The organism is Cellulophaga geojensis KL-A, from assembly GCF_000568425.1.
In the GTDB taxonomy this organism is placed as follows: domain Bacteria; phylum Bacteroidota; class Bacteroidia; order Flavobacteriales; family Flavobacteriaceae; genus Cellulophaga; species Cellulophaga lytica.
The window spans coordinates 14,358-32,959 of sequence record NZ_ARZX01000006.1; the positions used below are offsets into that span (position 1 = coordinate 14,358).

15 protein-coding genes are annotated in these 18,602 nt (G+C 31.1%); 8 read left to right on the forward strand and 7 right to left on the reverse strand.

Annotation, left to right across the window (positions count from 1 at the left end):
- Positions 1 to 5: 5 nt before the first annotated feature.
- From KLA_RS06380 to KLA_RS06390, 3 genes are all read right to left on the reverse strand, one after another.
- Positions 6 to 1,265, reverse strand: coding sequence for an aminotransferase class I/II-fold pyridoxal phosphate-dependent enzyme (locus tag KLA_RS06380; protein ID WP_013622282.1), 1,260 nt, complete (start codon positions 1,263 to 1,265; stop codon positions 6 to 8).
- Positions 1,266 to 1,388: 123 nt separating this feature from the next.
- Positions 1,389 to 2,429, reverse strand: a complete 1,041-nt coding sequence (locus KLA_RS06385; RefSeq protein WP_013622281.1) for a PLP-dependent cysteine synthase family protein — start codon at positions 2,427 to 2,429, stop codon at positions 1,389 to 1,391.
- Between the two features lie 74 nt (positions 2,430 to 2,503).
- Positions 2,504 to 4,642 (reverse strand): S9 family peptidase, encoded by a 2,139-nt coding sequence (locus KLA_RS06390; protein WP_034644615.1) that lies wholly within the window; start codon positions 4,640 to 4,642, stop codon positions 2,504 to 2,506.
- A gap of 69 nt (positions 4,643 to 4,711) precedes the next feature.
- On the opposite strand from KLA_RS06390, the gene KLA_RS06395 reads away from it, so the two are divergent.
- Together KLA_RS06395 and KLA_RS06400 are read left to right on the forward strand one after the other, a co-directional pair.
- Positions 4,712 to 5,038 (forward strand): YbaB/EbfC family nucleoid-associated protein, encoded by a 327-nt coding sequence (locus tag KLA_RS06395; RefSeq protein ID WP_013622279.1) that lies wholly within the window; start codon positions 4,712 to 4,714, stop codon positions 5,036 to 5,038.
- A 41-nt stretch (positions 5,039 to 5,079) separates the two neighbouring features.
- Positions 5,080 to 5,535: a thioredoxin family protein gene (locus KLA_RS06400; RefSeq protein WP_013622278.1), complete on the forward strand. Its 456-nt coding sequence runs from the start codon at positions 5,080 to 5,082 to the stop codon at positions 5,533 to 5,535.
- 229 nt (positions 5,536 to 5,764) lie between these two features.
- Here KLA_RS06400 and KLA_RS06405 read toward each other — a convergent pair whose 3' ends face one another.
- Positions 5,765 to 6,865 carry an OmpA family protein gene (locus KLA_RS06405; protein ID WP_013622277.1) on the reverse strand — a complete coding sequence of 367 codons (1,101 nt, stop codon included), beginning with the start codon at positions 6,863 to 6,865 and terminating at the stop codon, positions 5,765 to 5,767.
- A 240-nt stretch (positions 6,866 to 7,105) separates the two neighbouring features.
- Here KLA_RS06405 and KLA_RS06410 point away from each other — a divergent pair, with 240 nt between their 5' ends.
- Complete coding sequence (locus KLA_RS06410; RefSeq protein ID WP_013622276.1) at positions 7,106 to 7,429, forward strand: YegP family protein; 324 nt, start codon at positions 7,106 to 7,108, stop codon at positions 7,427 to 7,429.
- On the opposite strand, the gene KLA_RS06415 is transcribed toward KLA_RS06410, so the two are convergent.
- Positions 7,415 to 8,437, reverse strand: coding sequence for a threonine aldolase family protein (locus KLA_RS06415; protein ID WP_013622275.1), 1,023 nt, complete (start codon positions 8,435 to 8,437; stop codon positions 7,415 to 7,417). The genes KLA_RS06410 and KLA_RS06415 overlap by 15 nt on opposite strands.
- A gap of 19 nt (positions 8,438 to 8,456) precedes the next feature.
- Positions 8,457 to 10,856, reverse strand: a complete 2,400-nt coding sequence (locus KLA_RS06420; protein WP_034644616.1) for a zinc-dependent metalloprotease — start codon at positions 10,854 to 10,856, stop codon at positions 8,457 to 8,459.
- Positions 10,857 to 10,945: 89 nt separating this feature from the next.
- Between KLA_RS06420 and prfB the strand changes: the two genes are divergently transcribed.
- The 4 genes from prfB (at position 10,946) to KLA_RS06440 (ending at position 15,494) form a co-directional block, all read left to right on the forward strand.
- Positions 10,946 to 12,044, forward strand: a protein-coding gene (prfB, locus tag KLA_RS06425; protein ID WP_152536829.1) for a peptide chain release factor 2 whose coding sequence is annotated in 2 segments (ribosomal slippage) — positions 10,946 to 11,008 and positions 11,010 to 12,044 — 1,098 coding nt in all. Because the reading frame shifts where the segments join, the coding sequence is not laid out codon by codon here.
- A 17-nt stretch (positions 12,045 to 12,061) separates the two neighbouring features.
- The gene (gene arsC / locus KLA_RS06430) at positions 12,062 to 12,403 is read left to right on the forward strand and encodes an arsenate reductase (glutaredoxin) (protein WP_034644618.1); all 342 of its coding nucleotides are present in this window, start codon (positions 12,062 to 12,064) and stop codon (positions 12,401 to 12,403) included.
- Positions 12,404 to 12,510: 107 nt separating this feature from the next.
- Positions 12,511 to 12,984 carry a hypothetical protein gene (locus KLA_RS06435; protein WP_013622271.1) on the forward strand — a complete coding sequence of 158 codons (474 nt, stop codon included), beginning with the start codon at positions 12,511 to 12,513 and terminating at the stop codon, positions 12,982 to 12,984.
- Positions 12,981 to 15,494, forward strand: a complete 2,514-nt coding sequence (locus KLA_RS06440; protein WP_034644619.1) for a TonB-dependent receptor domain-containing protein — start codon at positions 12,981 to 12,983, stop codon at positions 15,492 to 15,494. Before KLA_RS06435 ends, KLA_RS06440 begins: the two co-directional genes overlap by 4 nt.
- A 168-nt stretch (positions 15,495 to 15,662) precedes the next feature.
- Here KLA_RS06440 and KLA_RS18220 read toward each other — a convergent pair whose 3' ends face one another.
- Positions 15,663 to 15,836 carry a hypothetical protein gene (locus KLA_RS18220; RefSeq protein ID WP_013622269.1) on the reverse strand — a complete coding sequence of 58 codons (174 nt, stop codon included), beginning with the start codon at positions 15,834 to 15,836 and terminating at the stop codon, positions 15,663 to 15,665.
- A gap of 270 nt (positions 15,837 to 16,106) precedes the next feature.
- Between KLA_RS18220 and KLA_RS06450 the strand changes: the two genes are divergently transcribed.
- Positions 16,107 to 18,539, forward strand: coding sequence for an outer membrane beta-barrel family protein (locus tag KLA_RS06450; protein WP_034644704.1), 2,433 nt, complete (start codon positions 16,107 to 16,109; stop codon positions 18,537 to 18,539).
- Positions 18,540 to 18,602: the final 63 nt, after the last annotated feature.

Below are 18,602 nucleotides of genomic sequence, written 5' to 3' on the forward strand. Positions count from 1 at the left end.
ATTTTTTACTCTCCCATTGCAGCTGCAACAGCGGCAGATAATCTTTTGTATGTACCATTTGTTAAACGCTCACGTATTGCATCAAAAGCATTAAGCGTTTCATTTACATCTTCTAAGGTATGAGAAGTTGTAGGAATCATTCTTAATAAAATAAGTCCTTTAGGAATTACAGGATAAACCACTATAGAGCAGAAAATACCATAGTTTTCTCTTAAATCTCTAACCAACGCCATAGCTTCTGGTATACTACCATTTAAAAATACAGGAGTAACACAACTAGTAGTTGTTCCTATATCAAAACCACGTTCTTTTAATCCACTTTGCAATGCATTTACATTCTCCCAAAGTTTATTTTTTAACTCTGGCATTGTTCTAAGCATATCTAAACGCTTTAATGCACCTACAACCAATTGCATTTGTAATGACTTTGCAAACATTTGCGAACGCAAGTTGTATTTTAAGTAATCTATAATTTCTTGATCTGCTGCTATAAATGCACCAGTACTAGCTAAAGATTTTGCAAAAGTAGCAAAGTACACGTCTATTTCATCTTGCACTCCTTGTTCTTCACCTGCTCCAGCACCAGTTTTACCTAATGTACCAAAACCGTGAGCATCATCTACTAAAAACCTAAAGTTGTACTTTTTCTTTAAAGCTACAATCTCTTTTAATTTACCTTGCTCACCACGCATACCAAAAACACCTTCAGAGATAACTAAAATACCTCCACCAGTTTGTTCTGCCATTTTAGTAGCACGCTCTAAGTTTTTTTCTAAACTCTCAACGTCATTATGCTTGTAAGTAAAACGTTTACCCATATGCAAACGTACACCATCAATAATACATGCGTGCGAGTCTACATCATAAACTATAATATCATCTTTAGAAACCAACGCATCTATAGTAGATACCATACCTTGGTAACCAAAGTTTAATAAGTAAGCTGCATCTTTTTTAACAAATTCAGCCAACTCATTTTGTAATTGTTCGTGTAAGTCTGTGTGTCCAGACATCATACGTGCTCCCATTGGGTAAGCAGAACCATAATCTGCTGCTGCTTGTGCATCTACTTTACGCACTTCTGGGTGGTTTGCTAAACCTAAATAATCGTTAACACTCCAAGTAATTACTTCTTTCCCTTGGAATTTCATTCTATTAGAAATAGTTCCTTCTAATTTAGGGAAAACAAAATATCCCTCTGCTTGCGATGCCCATTTTCCTAATGGTCCTTTGTTCGCTAGTATTCTATCAAATAAATCTCTCATCTAAGCTATTTTGGCTGTCTGCAAAAGTACAGAATTTCAGCAAGGTTTCATAACAATTTTATGAACAAAAAAAAACAATGAACTAAAATTCATTGCTTTTTTATTTTATATTTTCTAAGTTTTTTACTTAACAAATTGAATTTCTGGCTTTTCCTGTTCTACAACAGCATTTAAAAACCCTTGTGCCTCCATCCATTCATCACTATAAATTTTACTCATATATCTAGATCCGTGATCAGGAAATATAACAACTACTTTACTATTGGCATCAAATTCACCATCTGCATGTAATTGTTTTACAGCTTGCATTGCAGCACCACTAGTGTACCCAACAAACAAACCTTCTGTACCAGAAATTTGTCTTGCAGTATGTGCGCTTTCTTCATCTGTAACTTTTACAAATTTATCTATAACATCAAAATCTGTTGCTCCTGGTATTAAATTTTTACCTAAACCTTCTATACGGTAAGGGTAAATTTCATTAGCATCAAACTCACGTGTTTCATGGTATTTTTTTAATACAGACCCAAAAGCATCTACTCCAATAACTTTTACATTTGGATTTTGCTCTTTTAAATACTTTGCTGTACCAGAAATAGTACCACCTGTACCACTACATGCAACTAAATGGGTAATATTGCCATTTGTTTGTTCCCAAATTTCTGGACCTGTAGAAGCGTAATGCGCAGCTCTATTAAGTTCATTAAAATATTGATTAATGTATATTGAACCTTCTGTTTCTCTGTGTAACCTTTTAGCAACCTCATAATAAGAACGAGGATCATCTGCACTTACGTGCGCAGGACAAACATATACTTGTGCTCCCATAGAGCGCAACATATCTATTTTATCTGGAGATGATTTAGAACTTACTGCTAATATACATTTGTATCCTTTAACAATACTTGCCATTGCAATACTAAAACCTGTATTACCAGATGTTGTTTCAATAATTGTACTGTCTTCGTGTAATAATCCTTTACGTTCTGCTTCTTCAATTATATGAATTGCTATTCTGTCTTTTGCAGAATGTCCCGGATTAAAAGCCTCTACTTTAGCGTAATATTCTCCTTTAAAGGAATTAGTAACATTATTAATTTTAATTAACGGAGTGTTACCTATTAACTCTAAAACATTGTTATAGGCATTAATTTTATTTTCCATGCGTATTTGGTTATAAAATGATAAGACTTTGTTGGTTTGCTTATCAATTACGTGACAAATTTAGGTTTTTTTTTTTACTTATCGATTTTTCCCTCTAAATCTATTAAAAACGCATAGTCTTTTGCTACTTCTTTTAATGCCTCAAACCTTCCTGAAGCACCGCCATGGCCAGCATCCATATTAGTATCTAAAAATAGTAAATTACTATCTGTTTTAAGTTCTCGTAATTTTGCCACCCATTTAGCAGGCTCCCAATATTGTACTTGAGAATCATGCAGTCCTGTTGTTACTAAAATTGTTGGGTAATCTTGTGCTGTAACATTATCATAAGGAGAATAAGATTTCATATAATCATAATACTCTTTATCATTTGGGTTTCCCCACTCATCATACTCACCTGTTGTAAGTGGTATAGAATCATCTAACATTGTTGTAACAACATCTACAAATGGCACACTTGCAATTACACCGTTATATAACTCTGGCGCCATATTAAGCACGCCCCCCATTAACAATCCTCCGGCAGATCCTCCAGAGGCATACAAATGTTTTGTACTCGTATAATTATTATCAATTAAATATTTAGAGCAGTCTATAAAATCTGTAAAAGTGTTTTTCTTTTTTAAAAGCTTTCCGTCCTCGTACCATTTTCTTCCCAAATACTCTCCTCCTCTAACGTGTGCAATTACATAAATAAAACCTCTGTCTAATAAACTTAAACGTACTGTAGAAAAATAAGGATCTATTGTATAACCGTATGAGCCGTATGCATATTGCAGTAAAGGGCTAGTACCATCTAACTTAGTATTTTTATGATAAACTACAGACATTGGTATTTTAACACCATCTCTGGCGGTTGCCCAAACTCTCTGAGATCTGTAATTTTCTTTTTTAAACTTACCTCCTAATACTTCTTGTTCTTTTTTAATTTCTTTGGTTTGGGTATCCATATTAAAATCTATAACAGAACTTGGTGTTGTTAAAGAATTATAACCATACCTTAGTATAGATGTATTAAAATCTGGATTAGTACCTACATAAGCCGTATAGGTTTCACTCTCAAAAGGCAAGTAATATCCTTTATTAGTATCCCAACGAACAATTTTTAATTTATTTAATCCATTTTCCCTTTCAGATAATACATAATAATCTTTAAATATGTCTAAATCTTCAAGGAGTACATTTTCTCTATGAGGTATAAATTCTTTCCAATTTGTAGCTGCCGTTGCAGACTCATTACAAGTCATTAATTTAAAGTTATAAGCTTGGTCTTTATTGGTTAAAATAAAAAACTTATCTCCATAATGTGCTATAGAATACTCTAATCCTCTTTCTCTAGGAGAAAATATTTTAAAATCTGAATCTGGCTCATCTGTATTAATAAATCTATACTCAGATGTTAATGTACTAGAAGACCCAATTACTATGTATTTTTTTGACTTGGTTTTATATATGTAAGTATTAAAAGTTTCGTCTTGTTCATGATACACTAAAACATCTTCAGAGGTTGGTGTACCCAGTTTATGTTTGTAAATTTTATCAGACCTTAATGTTACAGGATCTTTTTTAGTATAAAAAAGTGTTTTATCATCTGCAGCCCATACGCTACTACCTGTGGTTTTCTCTATAACATCTTTATAAACTTCCCCTGTTTCTAAATTTTTAATTCTAATTGTATATTCTCTTCTAGAAACAGTATCTACACCAAAAGCTGCTAATTTGTTATTAGGGCTAATTGCAATACCACTTAAATTAAAATAATCATGATCTTTTGCTAAATCATTACAATTAAAAATAATTTCTTCTTGGGCAGATTCCTCACCTTTTTTTCTAGAGTAAATAGGGTATTCTTTACCAACTTCATATCTAGTTCCATACCAATACCCGTTTAACTTGTAAGGTACAGAGGAATCATCTTCTTTTATTCGCCCTTTCATTTCACTAAAAAGTGATGCTTGAAACTCTTTAGTGTGTGCGGTTAAGGTATTATAATAAGTGTTTTCTTCTTCTAAATATGTAATAACTTCTTTATCTTCTCTGTTGTTTAGCCAATAATAATCATCTACTCTAACATCATTATGTTTAACTAATTCTTTTGGAACTTTTTTTGCAACAGGAGTTTTTATAGTAGCCATAGGCTTATTTATATTTTTACATGAAGCGACAAAAATAATACTAACTAACAGAACAATACCTTTTTTTATGACTTTCATTTTTTTTTAAGATTGATTGAGCTACAATTTAGTAATTTTGAAAAATAATAACTATAATTTATAAATATTATGTTTGGAGATATGATGGGTATGATGGGAAAACTAAAAGAAACCCAGCAAAAAGTTGAAGAAACAAAGCAGCGCTTAAATACTGTTTTAATTGACGAAAAATCTACTGATAACGCTATTAAAGTAACAATTACGGCTAACAGAACAATTAAAAGTATTGAGATTGATGAAAGTATTTTAAATGATAAAGAACAGCTTGAAGATTATTTAATAATTACATTAAACAAGGCTATAGAAAAAGCTACACAGGTAAATGAAACCGAATTAGCTGCTGCTGCAAAAGACGGTTTACCCAATATTCCGGGAATGGATTCGTTATTTAAATAAAAACTGGCAAGTTTTTTGTATCAACAATAAAAAAGACAAAGATGAAACACTTATTAATTGCCTTAATTTTTCCTTTAGTATTTGGTTTTGCACCAGCTAATAAAGTTATTGGAGATGTAGAATGGAACACAGATTATGAAACTGTGCTAAAAAAGGCTAAAAAAGCAGATAAAAACATTTTAGTTTACTTTACGGGGAGTGATTGGTGCGGACCTTGCAAAATGCTAAAAAAGGATTTGTTTGCTACAGCTGAATTTAAAGAAATATCTGAAAATTACGAGTTATTATATATAGATATTCCTAGAAACAATGACTTATTAACGGAAAAGCAATTAAAACACAATATGGATTTAATGGCTAAGTATAATAAAAAAGGAGTATTTCCTAACTTAAAAATACTAGATAGTAAAGGCAGAGAAAAAGGTGCTTTACACGGTTATAGTATGAACGGCGAAGTACAACACCATATTAAGTTTTTAAAGAAGTATATGAAATAGTTTTCATCTTACAGTAAAAAAGCAAACAAGACCTTTAATTTATATTAAGGGTCTTTTTTTTTACATCTACTTAAAATTGTTGCCCCTTAAACAACACTACTTAACATTTGTAAACAAATTACCAAATAACAACAAACCAAAATAGGATTATTTAAAAAGTAAAAGGGCCTTCAAAATTAATTGAAAGCCCTTTTTATTGGTTAGTGATTAACTATAATAGATTTTACTACTAGTTGTTAATTAATCTAAATTCAGTTCTTCTGTTAGCAGCGTGCTCTCTTTCTGTACAAGAAACACCATCTTTACATCTGTTCTTTAATTTGTTTTCACCGTAACCGTTAGCTACTAATAAGCTAGAGTTTACTCCTTTAGAAATTAAGTAATCTGCAACAGACTTAGCTCTTCTCTCTGATAAACTTTGGTTAGATACGCTATTACCTCTAGAATCTGTATGAGAAGCAATCTCTAATTTAACACCTGGGTTTTGGTTTAAAACTGGCATTAATCTAGAATCAATAATTCTTTTTGCTTCAGCAGTTAAAGTAGAGCTACCAGTATTCCAGTTAATTGGTAAAGCTTGGTATTGTACTAAAGAACACTCAACCTCGCTCCAAGTAGTAAGACCACCTTTTTGCTTTAATACCTCTTTAGTAATAGTTTTAGTTACAGCAGGTACAGAAACACTTGTAGTAAAAGCATCCTTATCTAAAACAGTTTTAGTAATTTCTTTGTACTCAGCAGGAATTATAGTTTCTACAACAGAAGGACCAGAAACTAAAACAGTTTTCTTGTAAGTTGCGTTTCTAGAACCAATTGGTGTTTTAGATACAGTAGCGTCTGAAGCTAATTCTTGAGTTTGAATAGTTGTAAACTCTGCTGGGTAACCTTTGTAACACCAGTATCTACAATCATCTGGGTTGCTAGAAGCACAATCAGGAGCAGGAGCACCTAATTCCCAAACTGCATATGCAGGCTTAACCTCTATAGTTTGTGAGCTTGGTGTAAAACTTGCAGGTGTAATGCTTAACGTATTACCACCTTCTTTAGCTACATAACTAACAGTTTCTGTTCCCCATTTAGCAGGTACTATTTTTAAACTTTTACTTTCATCTTTAATCAAAACACGCTCTGTAACAGTTTTAAAAGTTGCAGGCACTGTTTTTAATACAGAATATGCAGGTTTAGTAGTTATTGTAATAGATTCATTAACGTATACGTCTGGAGTTGTACAACGTACGTAACATTTACCTGGTTCTGGATTTGTAGGCAAATCTTGAGCCATAGTAACAGATGCAGTCATTACTGCAAATAAGAATAATAATTTTTTCATTTTTGGTTAATGTGTTTAATTAATGTTAAAATATGTTAAATAATTATACTGCAAATATAATTTTTATGTTCAACTAATCATAAAAAAAGAGCATTAATTTATAAAAAAACCTTATTTCACTAGTGTTTTAGGGCTTAACAAACGTTAATTTATAAGTAAATCACTAATCTTAACAAAGTCTTAAAATTAATTTTACCATAACTTTAAAAAAATTCTTATATTTAATAAAAATGTGTAGGTATGTTAGATATTGAAAAAAAAGAGGATAATACTTTTACTTTTAGTTTAAAAACAAAGAACAATGTTGTGTTACTGCAAGGGAACAGTTTTAAAACAAAAGAAGAGTTACATAGTGCCATAAAAGAAATAATGCCATCTATAAACAGTCTTAACGTTTTTGAACGTAAGACCGCTTACAATGGCAAGTTTTTATTTAATTTAAAAGGTTTAAACGGTAAGGTTATTGGTAAAAGTCAGTTTTACTCATCAGAAGCTGGTATGGAAAATGGTATTAAAAATTTAAAAAACAGCTTTTTATCTATGCCCAATTTACAAACTCTTTAAAACAGACAAAAAAGTGCTATGCATAGTATCTGTGTAGTCTAAATGAGTAACTATACGTAATTTTCCTTGTCCCATTCCTATAATTTCTACTCCTTTTTTAAGTAATTTATCTAAGAATTGTTCTTGGCTTAATTTATTTTCATCAATAGCAAAAATAACAATATTAGTTTCTATAGGCTCTACAGTTTTTACATAGCTTAAGTTTTGCAATACCTCTCCTATCTCTTTTGCTTTTCTATGATCTTCTTTTAATCTATCTATGTGATTATCTAAAGCATATATAGCTGCACCAGCTAAATAACCTGCCTGCCTCATTCCGCCACCAAATAGCTTACGTACCCGGATAGCTTTTTCTATATCCTCTTTAGAGCCTATTAATACAGACCCTACAGGACATCCTAAACCTTTACTTAAGCAAACACTTATGGTATCAAACAAATCTCCATATTGTTTTGGAGTTTCATTTTTAGCTACCAATGCATTCCATAAACGAGCCCCATCTAAATGGTATTTTAAGTTGTGTTTTTCACAAACCATCTTAATTTTTTTTAGCTCTTCAAAATCCCAACAAGCTCCTCCTCCTTTATTAGTTGTATTTTCTATACAAACTAGTGTGGTAAGCGGACTATGATAAAAATCTGGCGGATTAATTGCTTCCTCTACCTGTTTTGCAGTCATCATACCTCTGTGGCCATCAATAAGCCTACATGACACACCGCTATTAAAGCTAACACCACCTCCCTCATAATTAAAAATATGAGCATATTTATCACAAATTAATTGCTCTCCTGGTTGTGTATGTAATTTTATTGCTGTTTGGTTTGCCATAGTTCCACTAGGAAAAAATAAAGCTGCTTCTTTACCAAACATTGTTGCTAGTTTTTCTTCTAACGCATTAATAGTTGGGTCATGCTTAAAAACATCATCTCCTACTTCAGAGGCAAACATTGCATTTAGCATTTCTGGGGTAGGCTTTGTTACCGTATCACTAATAAGGTTTATTTTCATTTTTAGATATTCTTTTTTTTTAGTTTGATAGACATTCCATTCCTATAGGAGAACCATCAGGAATTTTAGGAGACGTAACTACCTTAAATAATTCTGGGTGTTTTTGATAATAATTTATTCTTGTTACAATTTCTAAAGCATATGGCGTACTTACTGCATTATACTTATTTTTTAATTCGTTTAGCTTAAAATTAGCAATAGCATTTACTTGCGGATGTACGTTTTTACTTAACGCTAATTTTGTGATATAATATAGAGCTCTAAAGTTAATATTCTGTTGTACACCATTTAAATAAGAATCTTTATAATTATAATTTAGTGTAGTATTAACTAATTGGTTTAACACATCTTGTAGTCCTAGTTGTTTGGAGTCTAAACTTTTTTGCTGTATTAATCTAGATGCTCTTTGCGGATGCAATAAAAAAGAAAGTGTCATATCTGCAGCTGTTTCTGCAGCAGAAAGCGCATCAAAAGAAATTCCTGTTTTTCCGCTAAAAGATTCCCTACTGCTACCATAACCTAAAGCTCTAGGAGGAAAAAGAGGTAGTTTATTTTTAGGAATTGCAATCTGCTCTGCTTTTAATGTTTTTAATAATGCATCTAAGGCATATTGTTGCTCTTTACTAGATACTGTTTTAACTGTAAATTGCCCATCTCCTTTTACTGCATAATTATAGTCTAAACCAGCAATTAGTTTAGTTACGGCTTCAGTTTGGTATCTATGAAAAAAATACAATGGAGCAAAAACATCTTCTAGAACTGAATTTGGTTGTCCTTCCTTAATATTATCTATAGAAAAATTAGAAATACCTACTGCTCTAATTTTTAACACCTTATTTAATTCTTCTGTTGCATTACCTCCATTGTCCCAAAGGTGTGCATATGCATGTGCACCTCCACTGGCTCTGGCATCTCTGTCTGATATAAACCTATATCCTTCTTTATATGCCTTTTCAATATTTTTTTTCAATTCTTTTTCTTCGTCTACACCATCTTTAAAATCTGAATAAGAATAAGCTACTGTATATTTATCCCACTCACCTATACCCTCTGCATATGCACTAGAAAAATCTATATTTTTTCCTTTCAACTTAAATTGTGGGTGCGGATAATCCATAACAGATGCTCTGTTATTGGTACTAGCTGCAAAATTATGAGCAAAACCTAAGGTATGTCCAATTTCGTGTGCAGACAACTGTCTTATACGTGCTAGTGCAAGTTCAAGCATTTTGTTATAGTTATCATTACTCTTTGCAAAAGGTTTATTTGTTAAGGCTTGCGCAATTAAAAAATCTTGGCGAATTCGTAAACTTCCTAAACTTACGTGCCCTTTTATAATTTCTCCGGTTCTAGGGTCTGTAACACTAGCACCATAACTCCACCCTCTAGTAGATCTATGTACCCATTGTATAACGTTATACCTAACATCCATTGGGTCTGCATCTGCTGGTAATATTTTTAACTGAAAAGCATTTTTATAACCAATAGCTTCAAAAGCTTGGTTCCACCACCTACCACCTTCTAACAGTGCAGAGCGTACTGGTTCTGGTGTGCCATTATCTAAATAATAAACAATTGGCTCTACTGCCTCACTTATTGCCGCATTAGGGTTTTTCTTTTCTAATCTGTGTCTAGTAATAAATCTTTTCTGTATGTCTTTTTGTACTGGAGTAGCATAATCATAATAAGAAAACATAAAGGAACCACTTTGTGGATGATAACTTCGTTTTTTATAATTGTCATCTGGCAACTCTATAAAAGAATGATGCTGTGCTACTGTTACTAGGCTAGATGTTGGCGTTACAGAACTAATATACCTACCCTTTGCAGTTCCTTTAAAGGTTAAAAAAACATCAAACTCTATATTTTTAGGAAAAGCCTTTGTACGCTCTAAATTAAAAGCACTTTTACTAGCATCTAAACTATAACTACCTTGAGCAGAATTTTTTAATTTAGCGGCAACACCGTGGGTATCTTGCATTAATAATGGTGTAATATCTATTATATATTTACCTTCTTTTTCTTCTTCAATTTTAAAACCACCCAAAATAGATTTTGCAAAAGCTTGCTCTACAGATTGTTTTTCTAAAACATTATTAGTTAACGCTCTATATTTTAAATTTGGTTGTACTAATACTAGTTTGTTTCCTGCTTTTTTAAAAAATACTACTCTAGTTTTACCTAACTGGCCCCTATCTAAACCAATATCATTACTACCAATACCACTACTTAAAGAATTTACATATAAAAATTCTTTTTCCAATTCTTCAACTTCTAAATATACCTTATCTTTTTTGTCATCGTAATAAAACGAAAAATAGCCAGAGTATTTTTTAAAATCCTTTTTCTTACTTGTAAATTGTGCATTTATAGATAAAGAATAAGTTATCAATAGTAGGAATATAGAAATATGCTTCATAGGTTGGTTTTTTAGATTTTCTAAATTTATATAAAATAGATTGTACAACCATAGTTTAGTGCTATTTTTGCTTTTAAATTAATTTAAGAATGATAACAACAGATCAATATAAAGATCTTTTAGATCGCCTTGGTGCGTTAAGGAGGTATCTTTGACATAGATGCCAAGCTTATAGAAATAGAAAATGAAGAAGAAAAAACACTAGCTCCAGATTTTTGGAATAATGCGCAAATTGCACAAGCGCAAATGAAAGTTCTACAATCTAAAAAAAAATGGGTTAAAGATTTTGATGATGCAAAAATACTTATTGCAGATTTAGAGGTTCTGCTAGAGTTTTTAAAAGAAGGCGATGTTACTGCTGAAGAGGTAGAGAACCACTACAACAAAGCAAAAACTCATATTGAAGACTTAGAGTTTAAAAATATGCTTTCTGATGAAGGAGATGAACTCACTGCCATTTTACAAATAACAGCAGGTGCCGGCGGAACAGAAAGTTGTGACTGGGCTGCTATGCTTATGCGTATGTACTTAATGTGGGCAGAAAAAAATGGTTATAAAATTAAAGAACTAAATTACCAAGAAGGAGATGTTGCTGGTATTAAAACAGTTACTTTAGAAATTGAAGGTGATTATGCATTTGGCTGGCTAAAAGGTGAAAACGGAGTGCACCGTTTGGTACGTATTTCTCCTTTTGATAGTAATGCTAAAAGACATACTTCTTTTGCTTCTGTATATGTATACCCACTTGCAGATGACAGTATAGAAATAGAAATTAACCCTGCTGATATAGAAATTACAACAGCACGTTCTAGCGGAGCTGGTGGACAAAATGTTAATAAAGTAGAAACCAAAGTACAGTTAACTCACAAACCAACAGGAATACAAATTTCTTGTTCTGATTCTAGATCTCAGCATGACAACAGGGCTACAGCTATGAAAATGCTTAAATCTCAATTATACGAAATTGAATTGCGTAAAAAACAAGAAGCACGTAGCGAAATTGAAGCTGGTAAAATGAAAATTGAATGGGGATCTCAAATACGTAACTATGTTATGCACCCATATAAATTAGTAAAAGATGTGCGTACAGCCGAGGAAACGGGCAACGTAGATGCTGTGATGGACGGACAAATAGACCCATTTTTAAAAGCTTATTTAATGATGATGGGACAAAAAAATGAAGATTAATTTTTAATAATATAATAATGATAAAAATTTACCATAACAACAGATGTAGTAAATCTAGAGCAGGAGTAGCTTTTTTAGAAGAAACTGGTAAACCTTTTGAAATTGTAAAATATTTAGAAAATGTACCTACAAAACAAGAGCTACAAAACATTATTAGCCTTTTAGCTATAGAACCTATAGCTTTAGTACGTAAAAATGAGGCTATTTGGAAAGAGAACTACAAAGGCAAGCAACTATCTAATAATGAAATTATTGATGCTATGATTGCCAATCCTAAACTAATAGAAAGACCAATTGTTATTAACGGAAATAAAGCCGTTATTGGAAGACCTACAGAAACAATAAAAACTGTAATTTAGTAACAGTTTAATTTTTGGCATTTTTATTGCTAATTCTTTTAACAAATCTTTAACCAAACCAGATTAAACCTTCTTTAATTTTTAAACTCTTACTAATTCAGAAAGTTATGAAAACTAATAAAATATTTTTTTATGCAACAATAGTATTTGTATTGTCTTTTTCTACTGTAGAAGCGCAGTATGGTTACGGTAACGGTTATAATAATGGGTACGGAAACGGACGTGTTAGAAACCAAATGCCACAAACACAATCTAATGAAAAACCAGAGCCTTTAACAGCTGAAGAAATTGTAGACTTACAAATGCCTAAAATTTTAGAAGTTATAGATCTTAATAGTTTTGAAGAAGCAGTGCTAAGCACAACTTTAACCAAATACATTAAAAAGTATATGGAACTGCAGATTTTAAAGCTAGACGGTGAAAAAATGAAAGAAAGCATAGAAAAATTAAAAGAACAACAATCTGAAGAATTAAAAGCTGCACTGCCTAAAGAAAAATATGAGGCCTATGTTGCTTTAGAAAAAGAAGGCTTTAAAAAAGCCAAGAAAAAGAAAAAGAAAAAAACTAAACGAAAAGAATGAAACAACTACTTTCCTTAGTACTAGTATTTGCAACCGTAATTACGTACGCTCAAGGTCCCAATGCACAATCTAAAAACCCTAAAAAAATTAAAGTCACAGGTACTGTGGTTGATGATGAAACAGGAGACCCGTTAGAATACGCAACACTAATATTAGAAAGTGTTAAAGACCCATCTGTAGTTACAGGAGGTATAACAAATCAACAAGGAAAATTTAATGTTACTGCAGACGCAGGGCTTTACAATATTAAAGTAGAGTTTTTATCTTACAAAACATACACACTTAACAATCAAAACCTAACCAAATCTATAGATTTAGGTGTTATTAAATTAGCTTTAGATGTAGAGCAGTTAGATGATGTTGTTTTAGTTGCTGAAAAAACTACCGTAGAACTTAGATTAGATAAAAAAGTTTACAACGTGGGTAAAGATTTAACCGTAAAAGGTGGTTCTGTTACAGACGTTTTAAACAATGTACCATCTGTAGATGTAGATGTAGAAGGAGCTATTAGCTTGCGTGGTAATGAAAGTGTTAAAATATTAATTAACGGTAAACCGTCTGCCCTATCTGGTTTAGACAATGCTGCACTAAAATCTTTACCTGCAGATGCTATTGAAAAAGTAGAAGTAGTAACAAACCCATCTGCTAGATATGACGCAGAAGGTACTGCTGGTATTTTAAACATCATTTTAAAACAAAGTAAAACTGCTGGCCTAAACGGATCTGTATCTGCTACAGTTGGTGATCCAGAACAATACGCTGGTTCTGCAAATATTAACTTAAGAAGAGATAAATTTAACTTATACACTAACTTAAGTTATAGAGACAGAACAGGACCTGGAAATGCTACTTTTGAAAATGAATATCTTAATGATGACGGTACAACTGCAAGTTTTGAAAACGAATACAGAAATTACGATCGTAGCAGTAAAAATTACAACGCAAATATAGGTTTTGAATATTTTATAGACGAAACTAGTAGTATAACAAACTCTGTATTATATAGAAACTCTAACGGTTTAGATAAAGCAGATGTTAACTTTTTTAATTTTGATGGTAATATGAATCCAACCATTGAAAGACAAAGAAATACAGTAGAAGATGATGATGAAGAAACTGTACAGTATTCTTTAAACTATGTAAAAAGGTTTAATGATGATGGTAATAAATTAACTGTAGACTACCAATACTCTAGATCTAATGAGCTAGAAAATGCTAGTATTGAAGAATTAGTTAGTGGTAATGCTAGCAGCAACCCTTTAGAACGTACAATTTCTGACAACAAACAAATAGATCAATTAGTACAGGTAGACTATGTTTTACCTTTTGGTAAAGATTTAGCCTCTCAGTTTGAAGCAGGTTATAGAGGTAACTTTAACTTTTATAATACAGATTATGATTTTGGAGAAGAAGTTAATGGAAGCTTCACTAGTAACCCAAATTTTAGTAACGAGCTTTTTTACAGAGAAAATATAAATGCTGCTTATGTACAATTAGGTACTAAATTTGATAAGTTTAGTTTACTTGGTGGCTTACGTATGGAATCTACAGATATAGAAATTGAGTTAGCAGAAACTAATGAAATTAACACCAAAAATTACACAAACTGGTTTCCTTCTGTATTTTTAGGGTATGAGTTATCGGAAATGGAACAATTTACACTTAGCTACAGCAAAAGATTAAGAAGACCTCGTTCTAGATTTATAAATCCTTTCCCTTCTAGATCTAGTAATACAAACTTGTTTTTTGGTAATCCAGACTTAGATCCAACTTTTACAGATGCGTATGATTTAGGTTACTTAAAAAGATGGGACAAAGTTTTATTTAACATTTCTGGTTACTACAATCATTCTACTGGAGTTTTTCAATTTATTTCACAAGAAACAGGTGACTTTGTAAGCATAGAAGACCCTGCTAACCCTGGTAGTACTGTAGAAATTCCTGTACAAGCTAGAACACCAATTAACTTAGCTACAGAAACTAGATACGGTTTAGATATTACATCTACCTATACACCAATACGTAACTGGAGATTTAGCTTAAACCTTAACTTATTTCAACAAAGCTTAGAAGGTGAACACACCTATACTAATTTCTTAAACGAAGAAATTACTCAAAATTTTGATGCTGATAACTTTAGCTGGTTTTCTAAATTTAGTGCAAAAATACCATTGCCTGCAGAAATAGACTTTCAAACAAACTTAACTTATAGAGGTCCATCTAAAAATGCACAAACTGATACTAAAGGAATGTTTGGATCTGACTTAGCATTAAGTAAAGATATATTAAAGGAAAAAGGTACTTTATCTTTAAGTGTTAGTGACATTTTTAATTCTAGAAAAAGAAGATCTGAAAGTAGAACTGAAAATATCTTCTCTAACAGTGAATTTCAATGGAGAGAAAGAAGTGTTGCGTTAACTTTTACATACAGATTTAACCAACAAAAAAACCAACGTAACAAAGGTGAAATGAGAGATGGTGGCGGTGATGATATGGATATCCAAGGATAAATTGCATAATTAAATAACCACAATAAAAAAAGGATGTTGTTAAACAACATCCTTTTTTTATTTTATAACTAAATTATATTACACACTAAAATACATACCTAAGTAAATGTATATTTTATTAAATATAGGGTACAAAAAAAGAGACTTAAAAGTCTCTTTTTTTGTTTTTTATTCTAAACGCTTTGCTTTTTTAGCTTCTCGTTTTTCTTTCAGAAATTCTATAAGTGATCCGCCCAACCAATAAGGTATAACAAATGTTAATAAAAATATCATTAGCCAAAATCCTATTGTAAGGATAGTTAAAAAAGCTAAAAAACCTAAATACTGGTCAAATTCAAACATAAGTAATTTATTTTAACGGTTACAAAGATACTTGTTCAAATGAATAGAACAAATCTAAATCATAAAAAAATAATAATTATTTTAATATTTTTTTATATTTGTAGTATAAGACGTACTAATTTTACCTTAAAATACCTGTAAGTAACCAAGGAAATACAAAGCGTTTTTTTAACTAACATACTCAACCAAATAACCTACGTTAAACTTATGCATAAGAACACTTATAATTTCCTAGTCTTTTTTACCCAAATTACAAAAGGCTAACCATAAATGAAAAATATTTTATTTTTGTTTTTAGCCCTAACAACAGCTATTAACGCTCAACAAAACCAAGTTAACAATAGCAATAGTTCTGTAAAGTTAACCGGTACAATTGTAGATTCTGAAACAAAGAATCCGCTAGAATTTGCTACATTAATTATACAAGATAATAATAACCCTAGTTTTATTTCTGGAGGTATAACCAATAAAAATGGCAAGTTTATTATAAATGATATTCCTAAAGGAAATTATAATATTAAGGTTGAGTATATTTCTTACAAAACCTATTACCTAAATAATGTTACTATAACAAAGTCTAAAAACCTAGGACAAATATTGCTAGACTTAGATGTAGAAGAGTTAAACGAGGTTGAGCTTATTGCTGAAAAAACAACTGTAGAGCTAAGGTTAGATAAAAAAATATACAATGTTGGTAAAGACTTAACTTTAAACGGAGGGTCTGCTTCTGACGTATTAAACAATATCCCCTCTGTAGCTGTAGATGCTGAAGGTACTATTAGTTTAAGAGGTAACAATAATGTAAAAATATTAATTAATGGCAAACCTTCTACATTATCTGGTGTAAGTCCAGAGGCTTTAAAGCAAATGCCAGTAAGCACAATACAAAAGGTAGAAGTTATTACAAACCCTTCTTCTAAATATAGTTCCTCTGGTACTGCAGGCATTTTAAATATAATACTTAGAAAATCTAAAAAAGCAGGTATTAATGGTTCTGTAACTGCAACTATTAAAGACCCTGAATATTATAAGTTAGGATTGTCTTTAGGTTTAAAAAGAAAATTATTTAATATTTTTTCTAATGTAACTTATACAGACAGGGAACGACCTGGATACTCATTATTTAATAACGATTTTTTTGATAATAGTAATACCAAAATAGGTTATGAAAATGAGTACAGATCATTAGATCGTAATTATAAAAACCTTACTATTAATGCAGGTATAGAGCTTTTGTTAAATAAAACCTCTAGCATCACTAATTCTGTTGCTTATACTAAAGCATCAGGTTTAAACTATACTGGTATAGATTTAAATAATTTTAATACACTAAACAATACAACTATTAACAGAAGTAGAAATACTGAAGAAGATAGTAATGAAGAAAACATACGTTATTCCCTAAACTATAAAAGAAAATTTAATTCTAAAGGTCATATTTTAACTGCAGATTACCAATACTCTAGAAGTTTTGAGCTAGAAGATAGAGCTATTAACGAGGTTATATTAGGCAATAACAACAATGGCTTGTTTGAAGAAGCAATTACTGATGACCATCAAATTAGTCAGCTTGCCCAATTGGATTATACCTTACCTTTTGGAAAAAATTACAATTCTAAAATAGAAGTTGGTTACAGAGGTGTTTTTGATAATTATAATATAGATTATACAGAAGGTTCTATAATTAACAATCAATTTATAAAAAATAATATCTACAGCAACAATTTAATATATAGTCAAGATGTTAATGCAGGATACTTACAATTTGCACAAGGTTTTAATAAATTTAGTGCCTCTTTAGGTATGCGAGTAGAACATACAAATTTAGCGGTGTTACTTACCAATAATAACAGTACAGATAATAAATCTTATACAAATTGGTTTCCCTCTGTTTTTTTAAGTTATGAGTTTACTAATAAAGAAAAGATTAGTTTAAATTATAGCAAAAGAATTGATAGACCTACAGCAGGTAATTTAAATCCTTTTCCTAATAGAGTTAGTAAAACCAACTTATTTTATGGTAATCCAGATTTAGACCCAATGTTTACAAACTCATTTGAGTTTAACTATTTAAATAAATGGGATAAAATAACTTTTAACACTGCCCTATTCTATTCTAAAACAGAAGATGTAATACACAATGTAATAATAGAAACAGGCGAAACAGAGATTATTACAAACAGCACTAATACTATAGCTGCTCCTATAATTGCAAAAACTAAGCGCAACATTGCAGAGGAAGACAGGTATGGGTTAGATGCTACTGTTACTTATGTTCCGCGTAAAAAATGGCGCTTGTCTTTAAACCTTTTTATGTATAACCAAAAATTAAATGGCAGTTATAACTACACCAATAATAACAACCAGTTAATTAATGTAGACTTTAATGCCAACCAATTTAGATGGACAGGTAGCGCTAGTGCTAGATTACCTTTAATGCATGATATTAATTTTCAGACAAACTACTATTACATAGGAGCAAACAACAACTCTCAAACAAAAACAAAAGCACTAGACAGGTTAGACTTTGCGTTTAGCAAAAACATATTTAAAAATAAGGTATCTGTATCTATAGGAGTAACAGATATTTTTAATGCTTACAGAAGGTATTCTACCAGCAATTTAGACAATTCTATTTCTTATAATGAACTTCAATCAGACCAAAGAAACCTAAGAGCCACATTTACATATAAATTTAATTAACAATATTTTTAATTAAAGTTCATATTTACTCCAAAATAAACCAAAATCATCAAATAAATAGGC